We start from the raw sequence: 19,086 nt of genomic DNA on the forward strand, positions 1-19,086 counted from the left end.
GACCGGTCCCGCCGTCGCCGCGCCCGCCCGTCCCGTCGCTGACGGGGTGGCCGGGGTCGGAGATCATGGCCGACCCGATCACGGCGCGTGTGCTGTTTTCGGTGTGGTCGGGTGATCCTGCGGTGGTGGTGCCGTCCCCTCCTGGTGCGGGCAAGACCCGCTTGGTTGCACTGCTCGCAGCGGCGTTGGCGCACCGGGCGGATCTGCGGGTGGGGATCGCGGCGCAGACCCGCGAACAGGCGGTGGAGATTGCACGCCGTTTGGGAGCACTCCGGTGCGGGCAAGACCCGCTTGGTTGCACTGCTCGCTGCGGCGTTGGCACACCGGGCGGATCTGCGGGTGGGGATCGCGGCTCAGACCCGCGAACAGGCGGTGGAGATTGCACGCCGTTTGGGAGCACTCACCGATCGCGCCGCCTTGATGTGGAAGGCGAAGGCACCGGCACCGGATAGCGGCGGCACGCCGGTGGTCTCGGGACAGAAAGTGCGCTGGCAGGGCGACGTCGGTGCAATTCTGATCGGCACGACGGCGCGATGGTTGTTCTCGGACCCGGACCGAGTCGGTGCGGACGTGTTGATCGTGGACGAGTCGTGGCAATGCACCTACGCCGATCTGGGAGCGCTGGGAGCCATGGCGAAACAGGTGGTGTGCGTGGGCGATCCCGGACAGATCGACCCGGTGGTGACCGGCGATGTATCTCGTTGGGAGGGAAGCGAAACCGCCCCCGATCTACCCGCCCCGATCGCGCTGTTGGCTGCGCACGGCGATGCGGTGGGGATGGTGCGGTTGGCGCACACCTGGCGACTCGGACCCGACACCACAGCGCTGATTGCGCCACTGTTCTACCCCGATCTGCCGTTCACCTCCAAGCGGCCCCCGGAACACCTCACCGATTCGAGTGGCGCTGTGTGGCCGGAATTGGCGCATCGCCCGATCACAGCCTGCGCAGGCCCGTCCGATCCGGCCCTGGTGACCGCATGCGCTGCGCGGGTGCGAGAGCTACTGGCAGCGGATCTGGTCACCACCACAGGCCAGCGGCCAATGGCGGCCGCCGACGTGGCCGTGGTGTCGGTGATCCCGGGCAGATCGACCCGGTGGTGACGGGCGATGTAACTCGTTGGGAGGGAAGCGAAACCGCACCCGATTTGCCCGCCCCGATCGCGCTGTTGGCGGCACACGGCGATGCGGTGGGGATGGTGCGGTTGGCGCACACCTGGAGACTTGGCCCCGCCACCACAGCACTGATCGCGCCACTGTTCTACCCCGATCTGCCGTTCACCTCGAAGCGGCCCCCGGAACACCTCACCGATTCGAGCGGAGCTGTGTGGCCCGAATTGGCGCACCGCCCGATCACAGCTTGCGCAGGCCCGTCCGATCCTGCCTTGGTGACTGCATGCGCCGCGAGGGTGCGGGAACTACTGGCAGCGGATCTGGTCACCACCACAGGCCAGCGGTCAATGACGGCCGCCGACGTGGCCGTGGTGGTCCCGCACGTGACCCAGGCTGCGGCGATCCGTGCCCTACTGAGCGAGCACCCCGACGTACTGGTCGGCACCGCCAACTCGCTGCAAGGCCTCGAGCGTCCCGCCGTCGTGGTGCTGCACCCATTGGCGGGATACCGGACCGTCGAACCCTTCAACCTCGATCCGGGCCGCGCCTGCGTGATGCTCTCGCGTCACCGCGCCCACATGTCCGTCGTCATCGACGACACGTCCGCGAGCGTTCTCGCACACGGTGCGCCGTCGCCCGCGCTCGAGGTCCAGACCGGCCTGTTGGCCGCGCTGCACAGCACCCCCGCTGTGTAGTTCAACCGAAAAAGAAAGGGACACAACGAATGTCCGAAACAACGAAGATCGAATACCGTGCACGCGTCTGGGAAGGAAAGGAATAGACACATTCGATGCAGTCGCAGCCGTCGACGGCGGGCGGGGGGTATGCGCGATGAGTTCCTTGTGCGAGCAGGACCGAAGAGTCGCAGATCCACGACAACTTCCGTCCGCGCTGTGCGGGCAGCGGACGCAACGATCGCGTATGCCCGCCGCTGCGGTACCGGCACCGAAGAATTGCCCACGGTGTTCGCGGACTTCCTCGGCGATGCACATCATCTTGCCGACGCGTTGGGCGTCGATTCGGTGATGCCACACGCAATGGGGAGGGGCATTTTCGCCGCCGAGTTGTACGGCACCGAGTAATCGGGCACTGACGGCGTGATAGTCCACGGACGTTCGGCCGGCAGTACCCGGCACCGGGAGTGTCAGGGACGGTGGTGACAACGAACTGAACGGAATGGAACGGTACCGATTTGCATCCCGATTCGGTATCATGATGGTTATGAGCACGCAGATCGCGGTACGGCTACCCGAGGACATCGTGGCGTTTCTCGACAGCGAGGTCAGCGGTGGACGCGCGAAAAGCCGTGCCCAAGTGGTGCTTCGAGCGTTGGAGCGTGAGCAGCGTCGGCAGCTGGCGGTCCGGGACGTGGAGCTCTTGTCTGACGGCGCGGGTAGCGATGTGAATATCGCTGCCGCGCACGGAAAGAAGAACTGAGTGCGGCCGATTCACGACGCCCAGCTTGGAGGTCTTTGTCCGGTGTTGGTTCTGACGAGGGAATTGGTCCGGCCTCATCTGGGGACGGTCACTGTTGCTCCCATTCGTTCGGAGGGGCGGGGGTTGTCGACGGAACTGAGTTTAGGCGAAGGCAACGGCGTCGAGGACGGATCGGTTGTCGACTGCGACGGGGTGACGACGATCCCGGTGTCGGCACTCGGGGTGAATCGAGGTTTTCTCTTGCCGGCTCAGGAAGTGTTGTTGAGCAGGGTTCTGCGATCAGCATTCGATCTCGAATCATGAGGACATCGGTAGCGAGGAGGGGGCAGCGATGGCGGTGAAGAAGTGGGAGCAGATCCCTCTGTTCGACCTCGATCCTCCTCCGGTGCCCGAAGTTCGGGAGGATGGTCCTGAGCTGGATTCTGAACCAGCACTCTTCGATCTCGACGACGCCGCGGCGCCGGAATGCGATGCTGACGCGGATGGCACATCGCCGACTGCGGCAGATCGCGCCGACGCGGAGCCTGAACCCGAACCAGAAACCGGCGAAAGCACTGATGCCGATCGTCAAGGTGCCGGCTCGACGTCGCCCATGTCATCGGTCTCGGACACCGAACCGGTTGTGCCCCAAGCCAGGACCGCCGCTGACGTGGCACCGGAACCGGAATCCATCCAGGCGTCCGAACGGGGCGCAACTGAACCGGCCGCCCTTCCTCCCGCCAGCGAGGCAGCAGACGGCCACGCCGTCATTGTCACAGCAGCTGGCACCTACACACCATCTGGCCACACACTCACCGGCCCAGTCGATTCCATCGAAAAACTCGACAAACTCATCAGATGGGCAACGCTCACCCCGCTGGGCGCACCGGCACAGATCTGGATAGTCGGAATCGAAGCCTGCGAAATGCTCGGATGGATCATCGACCCAGGCAGCGAAGACGATGGCGACGACATGGAAATCCTCCGCACCCGCGCTGCCGAAGAACTCACCGCGATCCTCCACGCCACGCTGACCCCGATGCTGACCGCAGGATGGGAACTGCGCGGAGAACCCGGCCACGTCGTTCACCTCTCCCGCACCACCGGGAACTTCACATCCATGGTCGACATTTTCATCGAACCCTACGTGTGGACCTACTGGAACAAAGACTTCGGATGGGGCAATCGCGTGGGGGACATGGGGATCCTCGGATCACCCACCGCCGGAACCTACCTCCCCGACGACGACCTCCCCGCTGCCCAGGAACTGGGACGCCGACTCGCCTGGTGCGCACAACACCTCGGCGTGCTACCCGGCCCCACCCCCGCACGCACCGGCGCCGCCATCGTCGACAAGATCAAACGCGACCGCACCCGCAGCGGCAAAGGAATCGTCGTCACTGTCGGTGGACCGGGCCCACCGCTGGACGGCGAACCCCGCGGAGATCTCGAACCTGCCCTCGGATGGACCCGCATCCCGGACCTCGAAGAACTTTCCGACGCAACACAACTGGTATCGATAGACCAACGAGCTGCGTACCTCGCGTCCGCTGGCATGCTCGAATTCGGCTACGGAAAACCTCGACATCTTCGCGGCGAGAACGCGCTCGACGCTGCGCGGCAATCGAAAACCCCGTTCGGACTCTGGCGTGTAACCCTCCCACCGGGTGACATGCTGGCGCTCCCACCCGCTCTACCGTTGCCTCACCCACACATGCTCGCCGACCAACCTGTGCAGACCTGGATCACCACCGTCAGCCTCGATGCACTGCAAACCTCTGTCGCCGATGGCGGAATCGGCGCAGAACTCGACGACCTCGACATCGCAGAAGCGTGGGTCTACCCCGAACAGGGTCGAGCCCTCGACAAGTGGGCGAAATTCTTGAGAGAAGCCCGCAAAGTTGCCGTCGACACAGGCGACACAGCAATGAAACGGTTCATCGGCGCCTGCTACAAGGGTTACATCGGCCGAATGGTCAACCCTGACATGTGGACTGCCAAACAAATGCAACACCACCACCAACCGCTCTGGCGAGCAGCGATCATCGCACACTGCCGCTGGCGAGGTCGCCGTGTCGCGATGCGCATCGCACGCGAAACCGGCCGATGGCCGCTGCGTACGGTCACCGACTCCTGGGTCTACCCCCTGCCCCCTGGCATAGACATCGCAGACGACAGTGACGCACTCGGGAAAATGACTCTGGAAAAGCGTGCCCCGCTCACCGAGGACATAACCGTCATGCTGACCGACGCCCGCGACACCCACGAGATCAACCTCGCACTCAAAGCTGCGTTCACCGACGAAGATGAAGGAAACATATAGTGGCCCTGCATCTTCCGAAACCGCGATCAACCAAACCCGCACAAAAGACTGTCGGCTTGGACGGACTCAACGTATCCGTCTCGACAGCAGCGACCAGTGGTGTCGAAAAATCGAAATCGGTCAAAAGTGGGGGATTGGCCGGACTCACCAGCAAAGTCTCCGTACGCCAGCTCCGTACCGAAATCGGCAAAGAAGGCCTACGGCAAGCAGCTGTCGACGCCGGAAGAAAGCCACCCTCTGACCGAACACTGCGCCGCTGGGCGCAGCAAGGACGAATCCCGCACCCCGACGTCACCGAACGTGCACAACGGCGAGCCGCCATCGAACGCCTCGGCGGAATTGATGCTGTCGCAAAGAAAATCGGCCGTTCACGATCAGCGGTCTCTCGCTACCGTACCGGCGAAACGAACGAACTGCGCGCTGACGCGAAAAAGAAACTCAAGAACGTCAAAGCTCGCGACATCATGGACCGCGCCGGCGTCCTACGCCCCGACGGACGACCCAAAAAGGCCACCATCCGAGTCCGCGGGGGAGTGTCCGTCCGCAACGGTTCCGAGGAGGGTTACGACTATCGAGTGCGTACCCTCGACTTCGCGAACTCCGACAGCCCCTTCAGTCTCGACGAAACACGGGAACTCGCCATGGCTTTGGCAGGCGACGATCATGCCCGGGTGGTGGCGATCCTCGAACGTCACGCCACGATGGACTACCCCGAGAACAAGGGATTCGACCAGTACGGCGACACTTTCGGATTTCACTTCGATTCCATCGAATCCGTCCACATCGACTGGACCTAGATAGGTCATTGCGATCGCACCTCGCCGATCCGATGGCAGCCCAATTGGTCTGGATAGGCGGCTGCGTACGAGGTAGATTCACGTGAACGCGAGAGCCTCGTCACGCTCTTGCCAGCACGTACTCGGTGTTCGACAAGCACGCAACGTAAGTGCTTGGAAGTTGGTGGCGGGCAATGCGACGGGATTTCGGACCATCGGGATCCGGGAGAAAATCGCCTAATTCGACGGAATAGGGCGCGATACAGTCCTTCTCGAACGCCGGACAGCAGCGCATTCCTGATCTTCTGAACCGTCAATCGAAGCATTTTCGGCAACCGATCCGTCATATGTGATCAGTGACTCGAAGCAGCGCTTAGTGCGAGTGCCGAGGGATGGCGAGCGGGTTGATGAGTCACGATTCCCGCCGGTCTAGGCGGTTCCTCGTGGCCGGATGTCACGTTCCGCGTTGGTGAGTCTCTATCGGCTCCGGATCAGCGGTTTCACAGCAAGAGCAACCGCCGTCGGATTCGCCGTCGGCTTTCGTGGGGTGCGGTGTAGTCAGCGTCAACATGGTGGGCGGTGTGCCTTCGCGCTTGTTCAGTGTCAGTGGTGCAGGTGCAGGTGTGCAGCAAGCGTCACCGAGATCGTGACGTGGCGGCGCAATGCTTACGTTCAACTGGCCCGTTGTGCGCGGAATCTCGGGTTGGCCAGGCAGCGGCGTGGTGCGTGCCGCGCGAATCGCGTTCGCGATGACGAGGACTTCGGCGAATTCGTGGACGAACACCACGGTGGCGAGTCCGAGGACACCGGTGGCGGCGAGCGGGATGAGGACCCCAATGATGGCCAGGGAGAGCCCGATATTCTGCAACATCACCGCCCTGGCGTGGCGGGCGTGAGTGAGAACCTGCGGTAGATGCCGCAGGTCCTCACCCATCAGTGCGATGTCGGCGGTTTCGATGGCGACGTCGGTGCCCATCGCACCCATGGCGATACCGATGTTCGCGGTGGCCAGCGCGGGGGCATCGTTGACTCCGTCGCCGACCATCGCAATGTGACGGCCTCGCGCGATGTCTGGGAGCAGTCGGGCTTTGTCTTCGGGGAGCAGTTCAGCGTGGACGATGCCGATTCCGACTTGCCCGGCCAGGGCCTGTGCGGTGCGGTGATTGTCACCGGTGAGCATGGCTGTTTCGATGCCGAGTGCGGTCAGTTGGCGGATCGCTTCGGGTGCTTCTGGTCGTAATTGGTCGCGGACGGCGATCGCCGCGACCACCACGCCTCCACGTTCGATGAGGACGACGGTGGCGCCCTCGCGTTGGAGTCGGTCGACATCGGCTGCAAGGGCACCGGGTTCGACCCAGCCCGGTTTTCCCAGCCGCAGTACTACGCCGCGATGTGTGCCGTGCAGTCCGTGTCCGGCGACGGCAGTGACGTCGTCGGCCGGATCGACGGTCTCGGCGGCGTCGAGGATTGCTCGGGCGAGTGGGTGTTCGCTGCGAGATTCGAGTGCTGCTGCGGCCGAGAGTGCTTGTTCGCGTGTGGTTCCGGGCGTGGTGACGACGTCGATTACTTCGGGTGCTCCGGCGGTGAGGGTACCGGTCTTGTCGAGGGCGACCACCGTGATGCGGCCGAGTTCTTCGAGTGCAGCTCCTCCTTTGACGAGGGCGCCGTTTCGGCTTGCGGCACCGATCGCCGCCACCACTGACAGGGGTACTGAGATTGCGAGTGCGCAGGGTGATGCGGCAACGAGCACCACCAGTGCTCGTTCGATCCACAGCATCGGATCGCCGAGGAGCGTGCCCATTCCCGCGACCAGTGCGGCGAGGACCATGATTGCCGGTACCAGGGGGCGGGCGATGCGATCGGCAAGGCGTTGGCCGGACCCCTTACGATCCTGGGCTTCTTCGACGATGTGCACAATCCGAGCCAATGAGCTGTCGGAGGCGCGGGCGGTGACGTCGACTTCGATGGCTCCGCCGCCGTTGATCGCCCCCGCATGGAGTTGATCGCCCGGTCCGGCTTCGACGGGCACCGATTCGCCGGTGATCGCGGACAGGTCCAGGCTGGTGGTGCCGGCGGCGATGGTGCCGTCGGTGGCGGCGCGTTCACCGGGGCGCACGAGCATGCGGTCACCGACGGTCAACTCGTCCGGTTCGATCGTGACTTCGCGGCCGCCGCGCAGGACGGAGACGGTCGGCGGCACCAACGCGAGGAGCGCTCGCAGGCCGCGCCGGGTTTTGGTCACGGCATAGTGTTCGAGGCCTTCAGCGACGGAGAACAAGATCCCGAGCATCGCGGCTTCGTTGATCTGGCCGAGCGCGATCGCGCCGATCGCGGCGATCGTCATCAGGGTTCCGACGCCGATGCGGCCGTGGCGCAGGTTCACCGCGGTATTCGGTACGAAGGTCGATGCCGCGATGATCGCGGCGACGAGAGCTACGGCGGTGCCGGCGGCGGTGCGTCCGATCAGCCAGGAGATCGCCAGTAGAAGCGCTGCTGCTGCGGCTATCTGCAGGTCGCGGACATGCCAGAGTCGTTGCTCACTCTCGTGCACCTCGGTGGCGTCTTGCGCGCTGGGGTCTGGGCCGCAGCATGCGTCAGCCATGAGTGCTCTCCGGTTCGGTTGCAGCGTCGGAGTCTTCGGTGTTGCTGCGCGCTAGCAGTTTCTGTATGTCAGCCGGGATCGGCATCGGTGTCATCAGCCCGACAGCAGTGCGTCCGGTGTTGCTTACCGGATACCGCCCACTCAGCGATCCGGGCGCGGCGACCACAATGCGGAGGACTTGACCGAGTGCTTCGCGTCGATCATGTTGCCGCAGCGCCAGGTTGAGCATCGAGAGGTGGTTGCGGGTATGCAGCCACGGATGTGGCTGCGAGAGGATATGGGGGCGTTCGAGGTGACTCCACCGGACCGTGTCGTCGGACGCGGTGTGCGCGGAAGACATTTCACGCTCGTACAGTGCGCGAACTGCGGTGGTCGGCGTAGACATGGCGGTTCCTCCCTATTCGTGACACGGTCAGCAGCAGCCTTCGGCATCCGATTTCGGGCACAGAGTGGGGTCGACGGCGAGGACGAGGTCCATCAATTGTCCGAGGGTGTCCCCGATCCGTGGATCGGCCAGCTCGTAGCGCGTTCGGCGGCCCTCGGGGACGGCGACGACGAGTCCGCACCCGCGCAGGCAAGCGAGGTGATTCGAGAGAATCTGACGCGATACCCCGATCTGGTCGGCGAGGTCCGACGGATACCCCGGGGTCTCCCGCAGGCTGAGCAGTACCTGGGTTCTCGTCGAGTCCGAGAGGGCGTATCCGAATCTTGACAGGGCGTCCCGATGCAGCAAGGTATCCATATCAACCATAATACAGAATATTATGAATACAGGAAATAATGAATAGTCTGCGGTATGTCGACAGACGCCTCTCGTTATAGGTGTCGACGATTGGATCAAGCACGTGCCGACGAACTCGCGTGGGTGAAACTCCGAGTCGCCGATCGGAGCGTGCGCCGCCCACCGGATCCACATACCGGTTGAGCAATCACATCTGCCGCTCTCGTTGGCCTGCCACTGGGCTGCCCGGCAGTTCTGTTGGGCGGGACTCTGTGCAGATTGTTGTTGTGAAGCAGTCCAGTGCCAGGGGCGCGAAGGTCGAGCGAGGGCGGCTAGCCCATAGGTTGATCTGCGGCATCCTTGTCGAGACTCCCGTCTCTCTCCCACGGCCACGTCATCAGAGCCCAGATGACGAATACGATCGTCATCCCAGAAAACAGATACACCGGCCACGGACCCATCAGATCCAGCAGCGATGCGGTGGAAGGTTTGGCGTTGAGAAAGCCGTAATTGGTATCGGCGACGCGATTGAAGATGAAAGTGACTATCGCCCATGTGAGCGTGACCAGTACCGCGAGGCGGTAGCTGCGCCATGTAGGTCGCATTCTCCGGCCCCACGTGAGATAGATCGCGGCCCAGACGACAAACAGGTGAATCGCCCAGAAGACAAGAAACTCGTAACCGGGGAAGTCTGGCCCGGCCAGAGCCGGTGAAATCAACGCCTGCGTACTCAATACAAGCCCCCAGTAGTAGGTGAGGGCGAACGGCCAATGTCGGTGCGACCACAATGCGTAGATCGCGGAAACTGTCGCGAGATCGGTGAGTTGTAGGGGTACGGATCCTCCTAGCGTGGGCGAGGACAGCGAGTAGAGCACCGCCGAGCCGTATATCACCGCCAGTATTCCGCCGAGGACGCGGCTGAGGTGGCGAGCTTGCACCTCGGTCTGTCTACGTCCCGCAAAGATCAGAAACACCGAACCCACGACAAACAGAGCGATGACGGCCCAATGCGATAGGCCGTACGCCGAAAACTCGGGTTGCGCAGAATACACATCTCTCACTTCCTCGGCGCCGCCGAACGCACTGCTCCATGACAACCTTCGCAGATAGCTGTTCCAGTTCGGAAGTGCCGTTCTCCGGCTTAGTTGACGATGATCGTGTCCCCAGTGAGAGAAAGGGGGTAACTGTGTAGGGACTTCTGAGCCGGTCGTTGCACGACCGAGCCATCGACGATGGAGTATCGGCTGCCATGACATGGGCAGTTGATCGTTCCATCGCTGACCTCGGAGACTACGCATCCCTGGTGGGTACATACCGCAGAGAAGGCTTGGAACACGCCTTCCTGCGGCTGGGTGATCACGACTTGCTCGTCCGCCAGAATGACTCCGCCGCCGACAGGAACCGCTGATATCGGAACCTCGGCACTGCCCAGGGTTACGCCGGGTGCATTGCTGTTGTTCTGGGTGCTACATCCGGCGACGGCGAGACAAGTTGTTGCGCAGGCTGTTAGGAGGACCGTTCGGCGCCCGACCTTGATGTCGGATGGATCGATCGTGCTCATGCGGGGACCACCAAACCAGTGAGAAACATCAGGAGTATTCCGACGCCGACGCCGACGAGGACCAGAGGGTCCAGGTCTGAGCGGCCTTGTGTGCGCAGGGATGGTGCGATTTGGATGATGACTTGAATGATTGCCCCGACACCGACTCCGAGCAGCAACGCAGATACTTCACGGTTGTCGACGCCCGCTCCGATAACAGCACCGAGGATTGCCGGCGCACCCGCGATCAACCCCAATCCCAACAAGGTCAGTAGGGGGGTGCGTCGCCGAGCCAATGGGGCGATGATCGCGAGCCCCTCTGTTGTGTTGTGCAGGGTGAATCCGATGACGAGGAATGCGCCGAGTGCAAGTTCACCTACCGCATACGCGGATCCGATCGCGAGGCCTTCTCCGAGGTTGTGCAATCCGATGCCGATGGAAATCATCAGTGCCAGGCTGAGTTCGGATGCGCCTGTCGTGCCGGCTCGGCGCCGTTTTCCTCTCAGATAGCGGTCGATGCACGTGAGCGTCAGGAAGGCGATCACCGCGCCGAGGACGACGAGAGTGCCGCCGCCGAAGGCTCCGCTCGAGGCTGCTGCCAGTTTGAACCCTTCACTCGTGCCGTCGAAGATCAAGAAGGCGAGTAGGCCGACCGTGACGGCCAGTACGAATCTGACTGCCCTGGTGCCGGCGCGCCGCATCACCGGCAGCAAGAGCATCCCGAGCAGGACCGGGATGATTCCGACGTATGTGCCCAGGAGGGCCATCAGGCCGAAGAATGCCACTCCGGGGGCGGGAGTTGCTACAGCAGCGGGAATTTCGTGTTCGATGACCAATCCTGTGGAGGTGAGCATCGATACGAGGTACGGCTGGCCGGTGATCCACGGGTAGTCGAGGGTGACCGTCTGGGACTCGAGTCTGCCGATGGGATCTGCAGCTCCTACCAAGTCGACGAATGTGTCGTTCACGGCAACTTGCGCGACGGTCACCGCGTCGGGGCCGGTGTTGCGTAGCGTCAACGTGATTCGGCCTGGTTCGAGGGCCGTCCGTTCGACGGAGATGTTCTCGATCGGTGGGCCGGTACGTTCGGGAAGGCTTTGTCCGGCGAGCATTGCCAGCGCAGTCAAGGCGACGACGATGATCGCGAGCACTGCAGCGCCTCGGAACCAAAGGCCAGCGCGAGATGTGTCGCCGTGATCGGACTCTGTCTGCGCGGAACCCGCAGCGCCAAGGGAATTCTCATGAGTGCTCGTCGGAGGGGTTGAATTCGGGGCGTCACTCATTCGGTCACCTCGAAGAACCCCATCCAGCCCAGATCGGCGAATTCAGTCTTGTGGGCGTGGAACATGTACTTGCCCGGGTGGGGAAAGCGCAGTTCGCATATTCCACGTTGGCCCTGGGCCTGGACGATCGTGTCGGTGAATTCGCTGGGTTCGAGCCGTGTCCCGGTCGGGTAGTAGTCGAAGAAGTTTCCGTGGATGTGGAAGCTGTTGATCGGGTCGTATTCGAGGATGTTGACCAGATAGATGCGAACCAACTCGCCTCGTTTCACCTGTACAGGTTCGTGCATGTAGTGAAAAGGGATGCCGTTGACGGCGTAGAGCTGATTTCCTTGTCCGTCGAAGGTGGTGTTGTAACCGTGCATCACCATCACCATTTCGTCGGCCGCTGGACGGCCCTGAGCGGGATCGACGATGAATGTGCCGTACATTCCGCGGGCAATGTGCTCGGCGAGCGGACTGACGTGGCAGTGATAAAGATGCAATCCGAAAGGGGTGGCATCGAATTCGTAAGTGAATGACTCTCCTGGCTCGATGATGCCCCGGCCCACCCCGGGAATTCCGTCCATTTCAGCGGGATGGATTCCGTGAAAGTGCATCGTGTGGGGGTGCGCGGAACCGTTGACGAACTTCACTCGGAGCCGGTCTCCCTCACTGCACCTCAATGCGGGACCCGGAATGCGGGAGTTGAAGGTCCACGCGGGATAATAGACTCCCGGTGCTACCTCGATCTCCTCGTCCGCTGCAAAGATCTCCCACTCGCGTAACGTTCGGCCGTCAGACGATACGGAAGTCGTCCCGTAGTCGAAGTCACGCAGCATTGCGGTGGGATGAAATCCGTTGGCGAGGTGGTTCACCTGCCGACCGGCCCGAAAGGTCGCACCGCTCGTGCCGCCGTGACGGACTCCGCCGTCTCCGTCAGGTGCGGCGGCACCCGGGTTGGTGTCTCCGGGATGCTCGGTAGGCGATGCGCCCGCCACTCTTCCTGCGTTCATCATGAGTCCGGCTGATCCGGCGAGCGCCCCGCCGATCAACAATTGGCGCCGCGAGGGTGCGCTCATGGCCACCCGACCGAAGCATCGACATTCTTAACAGTCAAGAGAGTCACACCTCAAAGTTTGTCATGCCAAACTTTATTTTCATAGTCCCCAAACTATCCGAACTGATTTGACCGAAGCCAGGCGGACCTCGCGAATTTTCGACGAGTGGGGGCGTCGTGGTTTCGCCACCTCGAACCGCAGAAGTTCGAAGAGATGGGCTGCTGCCCCGCCGACAGCGCTCCGGCTCCCTCCTCGCGCGAGTCAGGTCACACGGATTGCGGGCGCTGAATCTCGGGTTCGGACCCGCACGAGGATTCGACCAGCAGCGACACGACGACCAGGATGAATCCACAGGTGAGGTAGGTATCGGCAAGATTGAAGGTGGGCCACCAGCCGGTGTGGAAGTAGTCGGTGACCTTCCCGTCGAGGGCTCGGTCGACCACATTGGAGGCAGCTCCGGCGACAATCAGAGCGAAACCGATCACGGCCACCCCACGACTTTGCGGGACACTCCGCCAGGCGTATACGGCGATTCCAATGGTGGCGAGAGCGGTAAAGGCGATGATGACGGCACTTGGCAGCTGATTACCCAGGCTGAAGGCGACACCACTGTTGTATGCCAGTCTCAATCTGACGACGCCCAGATCTATCTCGTTGGACCCGGAAAGGTGCTTCCGTGCAACGGGTTCAACCGCCAGAGCTATGCCTGCCGAAATAAGCGCTGTTGTTACGAAGAGTGCTCGTCTCATGCGATATGTGGTTTGTTGTTCGTGTTCCGGGGCAAGTGCCTCGCTGGCGCTCACCACGGAAGCTCCTGGCAACGCCCGTCGCCCGCAGCAGGTTCCACTTGCAGGGTCGCGTGCACGAGATCGAACTGCTTGGCCAACAGATCCTGGGCCACAGCAAGAACCTTGGTCGGATCGGACTCGTCATCGATCGTCAGATGAGCCGACGCAACCTCCATGCCCGATGTCAGCGTCCAGATGTGAAGGTCGTGGGCGTCCTTGACTCCGGCGATCCCCTGCAAGGCTTGCGTCACCTCGGTGATGCTCACGCCCGCGGGGGCATGCTGGAGCAGGATTCGCAGAGCATGGCGCCCGAGATTGTATGCACGCGGTAGGACGAACAAGCCGATCGCAACGCCGATTACCGGGTCTGCGTATCGCCAGCCGAAGATCAGTGTGACCAGTCCGCTGATCAGGACTCCGACGGATCCGAGCATGTCCGCCATGACTTCGAGATACGCGCCGCGAACATTGATGCTTTCCTTTGCTCCGCTGCGAAGCAGCAAAAATGCCGCGATGTTCATTACGAGGCCGACGACAGCGACAATGCTCACAGGGAGCCCCGGAACCTCAGGTGGATCGGAAAGTCGACCGGCTGCTTCGTAGAGAACCCATCCGGCGACACCGAACAGGAGTAGAGCGTTGAACAAGGCTGCGAACACTTCTGCCCGATACATACCGAACGTGCGATCAGGGCGCGATCGTGCCCTTTGAGCAAGCAAGATGGCTGTCAAAGCCATGAGGATGCCGAACACATCGGTGAAGACGTGTGCGGAGTCGGAGAGCAGGGCGAGCGATGACGTGGACAAGCCCACGATGACTTGCGTGACGAACGTGACCAGGCCGAGTCCGACGGCTATCCACAGTTTGCTGACATGTTTACCGGATGCACTCGCAGCCTGTTCTGCAACACCGTGCCCATGACCGTGACCCATCTCGATTTGCCCTTCTCTGTCGTCGACCACATGGTCGCATTGTCATATGCGCATATCTGATGATTGGAGGGCTTCAGTAAACCCCGACTGAAACCCCCTTGCAACTATCGGTCATAGTATTTTGGTCCGGAGCGCCGATCGCGCGGGCGAGATCCACACCCCGAGAGGCCCCACCCGCAATGATCGAAACCGAACCGGATGACACTCGCGCCGATATTCTTGTCATCGGACGACCCACGCGGAAAGTGTTGGGATGGGGTGTCGTAGCCGCGATCACTGCAGCGGTGTTGGCTAGGGCGTCAACATCCGAAGCGCTGCGATTGCTCGGACTTCCTGATCCAGGTCCCCTGACCACTTACGGACTCCCCGCAGTGATGGCGTTCGGCGAGGTTGCCGCCGTGATTACCGTAGGCAGTCTGCTTTTGGCTGCCGTTCTCGTTCCGCCTCAAGCTTCAGGTGTACTCGATGTCGACGGATATCTGGCGCTACGAACCGCAAGCGTCGCCGCCGCTATCTGGGCGGTATGCGCGGCGCTTCTCGTTCCACTCACCCTCTCGGACAGTTCAGGCCAACCTCTCTCCGTCGTGTTCGCCGATCCAGGGCTGTTCGCTCGCGCGATTGCGGACATCGATGTCACCACTGCATGGGCATGGACCGCAGGACTCGCACTCGTGCTCGCGATTGCGTGTCGTCTGACCCTGCGATATTCGTGGACACCGTTACTCCTCGCATTCGCTTTGTTCAGCCTGCTCCCCAGGGCACTGTCGGGTCACTCCTCCTCGGGAGGATCCCACGACATCGCCACGAACAGTTTGGTTCTGCATATCCTTGCGGCGTCGATCTGGATGGGAGGAATAGCGGCTCTCGTGCTGCATGCCCGCAGAAAGGGGAGCTATCTCGACTTCGCCGCGCGCCGCTTCTCGGCCGTGGCACTCATGGCGTTCGTCGTCATAGCGATCAGCGGTGTGGTCAACGCTGCCGTGCGGGTGCCGCTCACCGAGGTGTGGAGTAGCACCTACGGTGTCTTGATTCTTGCCAAAGTCGCCGCCTTGGTCCTCACGGGACTGGCGGGTTGGCGCCAACGGAAAGTCGCGATCGCCGAACTGACGAAGGACCCCGGCGACGGTCGCACCTTCATTCGTCTGGCAGTGGTGGAGTCGGTCGTTCTCGCAGTAACCGTCGGTATCGCCGTCGCGCTGGGCCGCACGCCGCCCCCGGCGCCCATGGAACGACAGGATCCGAGCAGAGTCGAGGAGGTACTCGGGTATGCGCTCGATGGCGTACCGACTGCGGGCCGCTTGCTCGTCGACTGGCGATTCGATCTCATTTTCGGAACTCTCGCCGTGGTGTTGGCTGCGTGCTACTTCGTCGGCGTTTTTCGCCTCCGGCAGCAGGGCGTGCAGTGGTCGACGTGCCGATCGGTCAGCTGGGCTCTGGGGTGCCTCGTGTTGCTTGTCGCAACATCGTCGGGAGTGGGTAGATATGCACCCGCAGTGATGAGTGTGCATATGGCCGCAACGTCCGCCGTGGCGGTCCTTGCTCCACTCTGTCTGGTCCTGGGCGCCCCGTTCACGCTGTTTAGGCTCTCCGTTCGACGATCGTCCGGAGATGCGCCCGGGCTGAGGGAATGGGCGCAAAGCGTGTACAGAGGCTCCTGGTTCCGATTCGTGTCCCAGCCCTATGTGATTGCTGTGATTTTCGCCGGAGCCCTGCCTCTCCTTTACCTGGGGGGGATGTACAGCGCTGTCGCCGGCTCGCACGTCCCCCATCTGGTGATCAATGGCACCCTGCTGATCTGCGGTTTCATGTTCTTCTGGGTCATGGTCGGCGTCGATCCCTTGCCGAGACGAGCAAGCCCCGCAATCAGAACGGTCCTTCTTCTGGCGGCGTTCTTCGCCTATGCGTGCCTCGCAGCAGCCTTGATTGCCACTGACGCGGTGATTGCCGATTGGTACTTCACATCGTTGCAGCGAGGTTGGCTAGAGGACCTCGCACGAGATCAGCGCCTCGGTGCCGGACTGATACTCGCTGTCGGAGTAATTCCCCTGGCAATTGCTACAGGGATCCTTGTCATCAGGCGCTGTGCGGGTCGAGAGACCGACTCTCAGCAAGTCAGGAGGGAAAAGTGAGTACTCGCAGTGAGGCTTTTCATCGAGAGTGTGATCTCTTGTCAACGCCCGATGAAAAACTATGCGAAATAGTAGTACGCTGACTGGGACCGTCACCATTCTGTGACCTTCCGCGACGCAAGGAATGCGATCTTGGCCCGACACCGCAAGCCCGACACCGACGATCTCGACTGCACGCTTCGGGAAAGTTACCTTTTCGGCACTCTCCACAGTGGTCACAACCTGGAGGGCGACTCGATCCGGATCTCCACCACGTCAGCAGTCGACGTTGAATCCGGCGTTGGAAGCGTTCACTCGCGACGAGGCGGCGCTCATCGCCGACAGTCCCGCAGTCGTCCTGGTGGGCGGGCCTTGGTTCTCTCTGTTGCCACCGGCGCTTTGCTCGCCGCCGGAACATCCGCTTCACATGCCTCGGCAGGGAGCGTCAGTGCTCCTGTCGAGCTCGACCAGCAACCGCTGGCACCTCTCGTCGAGCAGGCACTGGCTTCGGCTCCGGAAATTCTTCAGGTCCCCAAAGTGGCCGACCTGGGGAAGTTGGCCGAACAGCTGGCTCGAGGCACCGAACGCGACGCCGAGCGCGCTTCGAGAGAGGAGGCTGCGCGCCAGCCGCTGACGATGGCTCCAGTGAGCGGAACATTGACCTCGAACTACGGACCGCGGTGGGGGTCGACTCACTACGGGTTGGACATTGCCAATGAGATTGGTACGCCTATCGTGTCCGTGACCGACGGTACGGTACTCGAGTCCGGACCTGCGTCGGGTTTCGGACTGTGGGTCCGTATCCTGCAGGATGACGGGACAATCGGGGTCTTCGGACACATCAACGAGACTCTGGTAACCGCGGGTCAAAAGGTGCGTGCCGGAGAATTGATTGCGACGGTAGGAAACAGAGGACAATCAACAGGGCCACATCTGCATTACGAGGTGTGGCAGGCAGACGGCCAGAAGGTCGATCCCATGGCATGGTTGGACGCGCGCGGGGTACAGATCCAGCCTCCGGCCATCAGTGACTGACGCAATCGACGATTTTCGAAGGGGGAAGGAAGATGAAGAGGCTCGGCGGGCTCGAATCCGAAGTGATGGATCTCCTGTGGGATGCAGACGAGCCGCAGTCTGTGCGGGATCTGGTCGACCGCTTCGAGGGCGGCGCCCCGAAGGCATACACCACGATCTTGACCGTCGTGACGCACCTTCACGAAAAAGGTTGGGTGCAGAGGGAAAAACGAAGCCGCGCGTACATCTATTCGCCATCGCGTAGCCGCGATGAAGCTGCCTCGCTGGCCATGCGCGAATTACTCGACAACAGCAATGACTCTGTTTCAGCGCTTCTGCACTTCGCGCAAAACGTCTCCGATGACGAATACGAGGCACTGCGGCGAGCACTGGATCACGGCAAGGTTCGGTAGATGACTCTCGCTGCAGTCCTCTTTCTCGGGGCGGTGCTCATCGGAGCGTTCATGCCCAAGGTTTTGCGGCGTTTCGAATCGACCACTCTGGCTCCTGCAGCGATTCTCGCGGCATGGATCGGCAGCATCGCAGGTCTGGGGTTCTTTGCCGTATCGGCAGTAGCGATCCTTCTGTGGCCGAGCCATGCGCCGGCCGAAGGACTCTCCGAGGCCCTTGTGCGATGCTTCACTGCCTTCCAACACGCGATGGCCCCCTGGATCGGGGAAGCGCTCGCTGTCGGCGGAGTTGCGGTTACCGCGCTCATCGCCGCTCGCAGCTTGTTCTTGGCTCATCGGCAACATAAGGGCCGAGCGAAGGTCCGCGACTACCACCGTGATGTCGTATCGATCATCGCCCGCGCAGATCCGGCATCGGATGATGTTCTCTGGCTTGATCATCCGATGCCGATGGCCTACAGTGTCGCGGGACGGCCAGGGTTCGTCGTAGCGACCAAAGGTCTTTCCGATTGCTTGACCGCATCCGAGCGTGAAGCGGTGATCGCACACGAGCGGGCACACTTGCGAGGTCACCATCACCGAATCATCAGTGTGTGCGAAGTCTTCGCGAAGGCGCTGCCGTTGATCCCGCTGTTCAAAGCGGCTCCTGTTGCGGTGCGGCGGCTGGTCGAGCTAGCTGCCGACGATCGGGCCGCACAGGCCACCAGCCCCGATGCCGTCAGGTCGGCGTTGCGCGTGGTGGCGACGTCGCCGCTACCTCAGCCGGTGTGGACCCTCGGACTCGGTGACGACGAGATCTCGGTGCGCTTGGTCAGGCTGCAAGCGGATTCCCGGATTCGCGGCACCAAACTGGTCTGTATCTCTGCAGCGGTGCTCCCGATGATCGTTCCCGTCATCGCCGCGTTGACCACCATGGTCGTTTTTTCGGCGTCCGCTCATGCCCTCGTGACCTGACGGCAGTCGGAAAGGGTGGCCGAGGCGCCACCCCAACCCAAAAACTATGCAACGTAGTATTTGGGTTATGCT

18 protein-coding genes and 3 pseudogenes are annotated in these 19,086 nt (G+C 62.1%); 12 read left to right on the forward strand and 9 right to left on the reverse strand.

The features are described from left to right. The 8 genes and pseudogenes from YH3_RS37455 to YH3_RS32345 form a co-directional block, all read left to right on the forward strand. Positions 1-143: pseudogene (locus YH3_RS37455) on the forward strand (helicase); the annotation flags it as partial. A 130-nt stretch (positions 144-273) separates the two neighbouring features. After that, positions 274-1,068, forward strand: a pseudogene (locus YH3_RS32315) (AAA family ATPase); the annotation flags it as partial. After that, a pseudogene (locus YH3_RS32320) lies at positions 1,068-1,805 on the forward strand (helicase); the annotation flags it as partial. The pseudogenes YH3_RS32315 and YH3_RS32320, both read left to right, overlap by 1 nt. A 147-nt stretch (positions 1,806-1,952) precedes the next feature. Then, complete coding sequence (locus YH3_RS32325) at positions 1,953-2,192, forward strand: hypothetical protein (protein ID WP_238592762.1); 240 nt, start codon at positions 1,953-1,955, stop codon at positions 2,190-2,192. A 139-nt stretch (positions 2,193-2,331) separates the two neighbouring features. Next, complete coding sequence (locus YH3_RS32330; RefSeq protein ID WP_064444958.1) at positions 2,332-2,547, forward strand: hypothetical protein; 216 nt, start codon at positions 2,332-2,334, stop codon at positions 2,545-2,547. Beyond that, positions 2,548-2,850, forward strand: coding sequence for a type II toxin-antitoxin system PemK/MazF family toxin (locus YH3_RS32335; RefSeq protein WP_011133429.1), 303 nt, complete (start codon positions 2,548-2,550; stop codon positions 2,848-2,850). Between the two features lie 28 nt (positions 2,851-2,878). Beyond that, positions 2,879-4,849 carry a hypothetical protein gene (locus tag YH3_RS32340; RefSeq protein ID WP_238592763.1) on the forward strand — a complete coding sequence of 657 codons (1,971 nt, stop codon included), beginning with the start codon at positions 2,879-2,881 and terminating at the stop codon, positions 4,847-4,849. Then, complete coding sequence (locus YH3_RS32345) at positions 4,849-5,646, forward strand: hypothetical protein (RefSeq protein ID WP_064444861.1); 798 nt, start codon at positions 4,849-4,851, stop codon at positions 5,644-5,646. Before YH3_RS32340 ends, YH3_RS32345 begins: the two co-directional genes overlap by 1 nt. Before the next feature lie 433 nt (positions 5,647-6,079). Here the strand turns inward: YH3_RS32345 and YH3_RS32350 are convergent, their stop codons facing one another. The 9 genes from YH3_RS32350 to YH3_RS32385 all read right to left on the reverse strand — a co-directional run bounded on the left by YH3_RS32350 (position 6,080) and on the right by YH3_RS32385 (position 14,528). Beyond that, positions 6,080-8,227, reverse strand: coding sequence for a cation-translocating P-type ATPase (locus tag YH3_RS32350; protein ID WP_011133432.1), 2,148 nt, complete (start codon positions 8,225-8,227; stop codon positions 6,080-6,082). Then, on the reverse strand, positions 8,220-8,612 hold the full coding sequence (locus tag YH3_RS32355) for a DUF3703 domain-containing protein (protein ID WP_011133433.1): 393 nt from the start codon (positions 8,610-8,612) through the stop codon (positions 8,220-8,222). Before YH3_RS32355 ends, YH3_RS32350 begins: the two co-directional genes overlap by 8 nt. Positions 8,613-8,639: 27 nt before the next feature. Next, entirely contained in the window at positions 8,640-8,969 is a 330-nt protein-coding gene (locus tag YH3_RS32360; RefSeq protein WP_030538015.1) for a helix-turn-helix transcriptional regulator, read from the reverse strand. Between the two features lie 311 nt (positions 8,970-9,280). After that, positions 9,281-10,000: a TIGR02206 family membrane protein gene (locus YH3_RS32365; RefSeq protein WP_037127360.1), complete on the reverse strand. Its 720-nt coding sequence runs from the start codon at positions 9,998-10,000 to the stop codon at positions 9,281-9,283. A gap of 89 nt (positions 10,001-10,089) precedes the next feature. Continuing rightward, complete coding sequence (locus YH3_RS35285; protein WP_011133436.1) at positions 10,090-10,509, reverse strand: ubiquinol-cytochrome c reductase iron-sulfur subunit; 420 nt, start codon at positions 10,507-10,509, stop codon at positions 10,090-10,092. After that, entirely contained in the window at positions 10,506-11,771 is a 1,266-nt protein-coding gene (locus YH3_RS32370; RefSeq protein ID WP_011133437.1) for a ZIP family metal transporter, read from the reverse strand. Before YH3_RS32370 ends, YH3_RS35285 begins: the two co-directional genes overlap by 4 nt. Beyond that, positions 11,768-12,829 (reverse strand): multicopper oxidase domain-containing protein, encoded by a 1,062-nt coding sequence (locus YH3_RS32375; RefSeq protein ID WP_011133438.1) that lies wholly within the window; start codon positions 12,827-12,829, stop codon positions 11,768-11,770. Before YH3_RS32375 ends, YH3_RS32370 begins: the two co-directional genes overlap by 4 nt. 245 nt (positions 12,830-13,074) lie before the next feature. Continuing rightward, positions 13,075-13,557: a signal peptidase II gene (lspA, locus tag YH3_RS32380; RefSeq protein WP_051721011.1), complete on the reverse strand. Its 483-nt coding sequence runs from the start codon at positions 13,555-13,557 to the stop codon at positions 13,075-13,077. Between the two features lie 50 nt (positions 13,558-13,607). Continuing rightward, entirely contained in the window at positions 13,608-14,528 is a 921-nt protein-coding gene (locus tag YH3_RS32385; protein WP_030538018.1) for a cation diffusion facilitator family transporter, read from the reverse strand. 179 nt (positions 14,529-14,707) lie between these two features. Here YH3_RS32385 and YH3_RS32390 point away from each other — a divergent pair, with 179 nt between their 5' ends. From YH3_RS32390 to YH3_RS32405, 4 genes are all read left to right on the forward strand, one after another. Further along, positions 14,708-16,657: a bifunctional copper resistance protein CopD/cytochrome c oxidase assembly protein gene (locus YH3_RS32390; protein WP_051721010.1), complete on the forward strand. Its 1,950-nt coding sequence runs from the start codon at positions 14,708-14,710 to the stop codon at positions 16,655-16,657. A gap of 132 nt (positions 16,658-16,789) precedes the next feature. Continuing rightward, positions 16,790-17,671 carry a M23 family metallopeptidase gene (locus tag YH3_RS32395; protein WP_225320456.1) on the forward strand — a complete coding sequence of 294 codons (882 nt, stop codon included), beginning with the start codon at positions 16,790-16,792 and terminating at the stop codon, positions 17,669-17,671. Positions 17,672-17,703: 32 nt separating this feature from the next. Continuing rightward, a complete protein-coding gene (locus YH3_RS32400) occupies positions 17,704-18,063 on the forward strand; it encodes a BlaI/MecI/CopY family transcriptional regulator (RefSeq protein WP_011133443.1) in 360 nt (119 codons plus the stop codon). Next, positions 18,064-19,014 (forward strand): M56 family metallopeptidase, encoded by a 951-nt coding sequence (locus YH3_RS32405; protein WP_011133444.1) that lies wholly within the window; start codon positions 18,064-18,066, stop codon positions 19,012-19,014. The last annotated feature ends 72 nt before the right edge of the window (positions 19,015-19,086 follow it).

This window comes from Rhodococcus sp. YH3-3, assembly GCF_001653035.1.
GTDB lineage: Bacteria > Actinomycetota > Actinomycetes > Mycobacteriales > Mycobacteriaceae > Rhodococcus_F > Rhodococcus_F qingshengii.

Coding starts and splice junctions, on each gene's coding strand:
- YH3_RS32340 (WP_238592763.1), top strand. CDS start 2,879: ATGGCGGTGAAGAAGTGGGAGCAGATCCCTCTGTTCGACCTCGATCCT.
- lspA (WP_051721011.1), bottom strand. CDS start 13,557: ATGAGACGAGCACTCTTCGTAACAACAGCGCTTATTTCGGCAGGCATA.
- YH3_RS35285 (WP_011133436.1), bottom strand. CDS start 10,509: ATGAGCACGATCGATCCATCCGACATCAAGGTCGGGCGCCGAACGGTC.
- YH3_RS32385 (WP_030538018.1), bottom strand. CDS start 14,528: ATGGGTCACGGTCATGGGCACGGTGTTGCAGAACAGGCTGCGAGTGCA.
- YH3_RS32400 (WP_011133443.1), top strand. CDS start 17,704: ATGAAGAGGCTCGGCGGGCTCGAATCCGAAGTGATGGATCTCCTGTGG.
- YH3_RS32330 (WP_064444958.1), top strand. CDS start 2,332: ATGAGCACGCAGATCGCGGTACGGCTACCCGAGGACATCGTGGCGTTT.
- YH3_RS32390 (WP_051721010.1), top strand. CDS start 14,708: ATGATCGAAACCGAACCGGATGACACTCGCGCCGATATTCTTGTCATC.
- YH3_RS32405 (WP_011133444.1), top strand. CDS start 18,064: ATGACTCTCGCTGCAGTCCTCTTTCTCGGGGCGGTGCTCATCGGAGCG.
- YH3_RS32355 (WP_011133433.1), bottom strand. CDS start 8,612: ATGTCTACGCCGACCACCGCAGTTCGCGCACTGTACGAGCGTGAAATG.
- YH3_RS32370 (WP_011133437.1), bottom strand. CDS start 11,771: ATGAGTGACGCCCCGAATTCAACCCCTCCGACGAGCACTCATGAGAAT.
- YH3_RS32360 (WP_030538015.1), bottom strand. CDS start 8,969: ATGGATACCTTGCTGCATCGGGACGCCCTGTCAAGATTCGGATACGCC.
- YH3_RS32375 (WP_011133438.1), bottom strand. CDS start 12,829: ATGAGCGCACCCTCGCGGCGCCAATTGTTGATCGGCGGGGCGCTCGCC.
- YH3_RS32350 (WP_011133432.1), bottom strand. CDS start 8,227: ATGGCTGACGCATGCTGCGGCCCAGACCCCAGCGCGCAAGACGCCACC.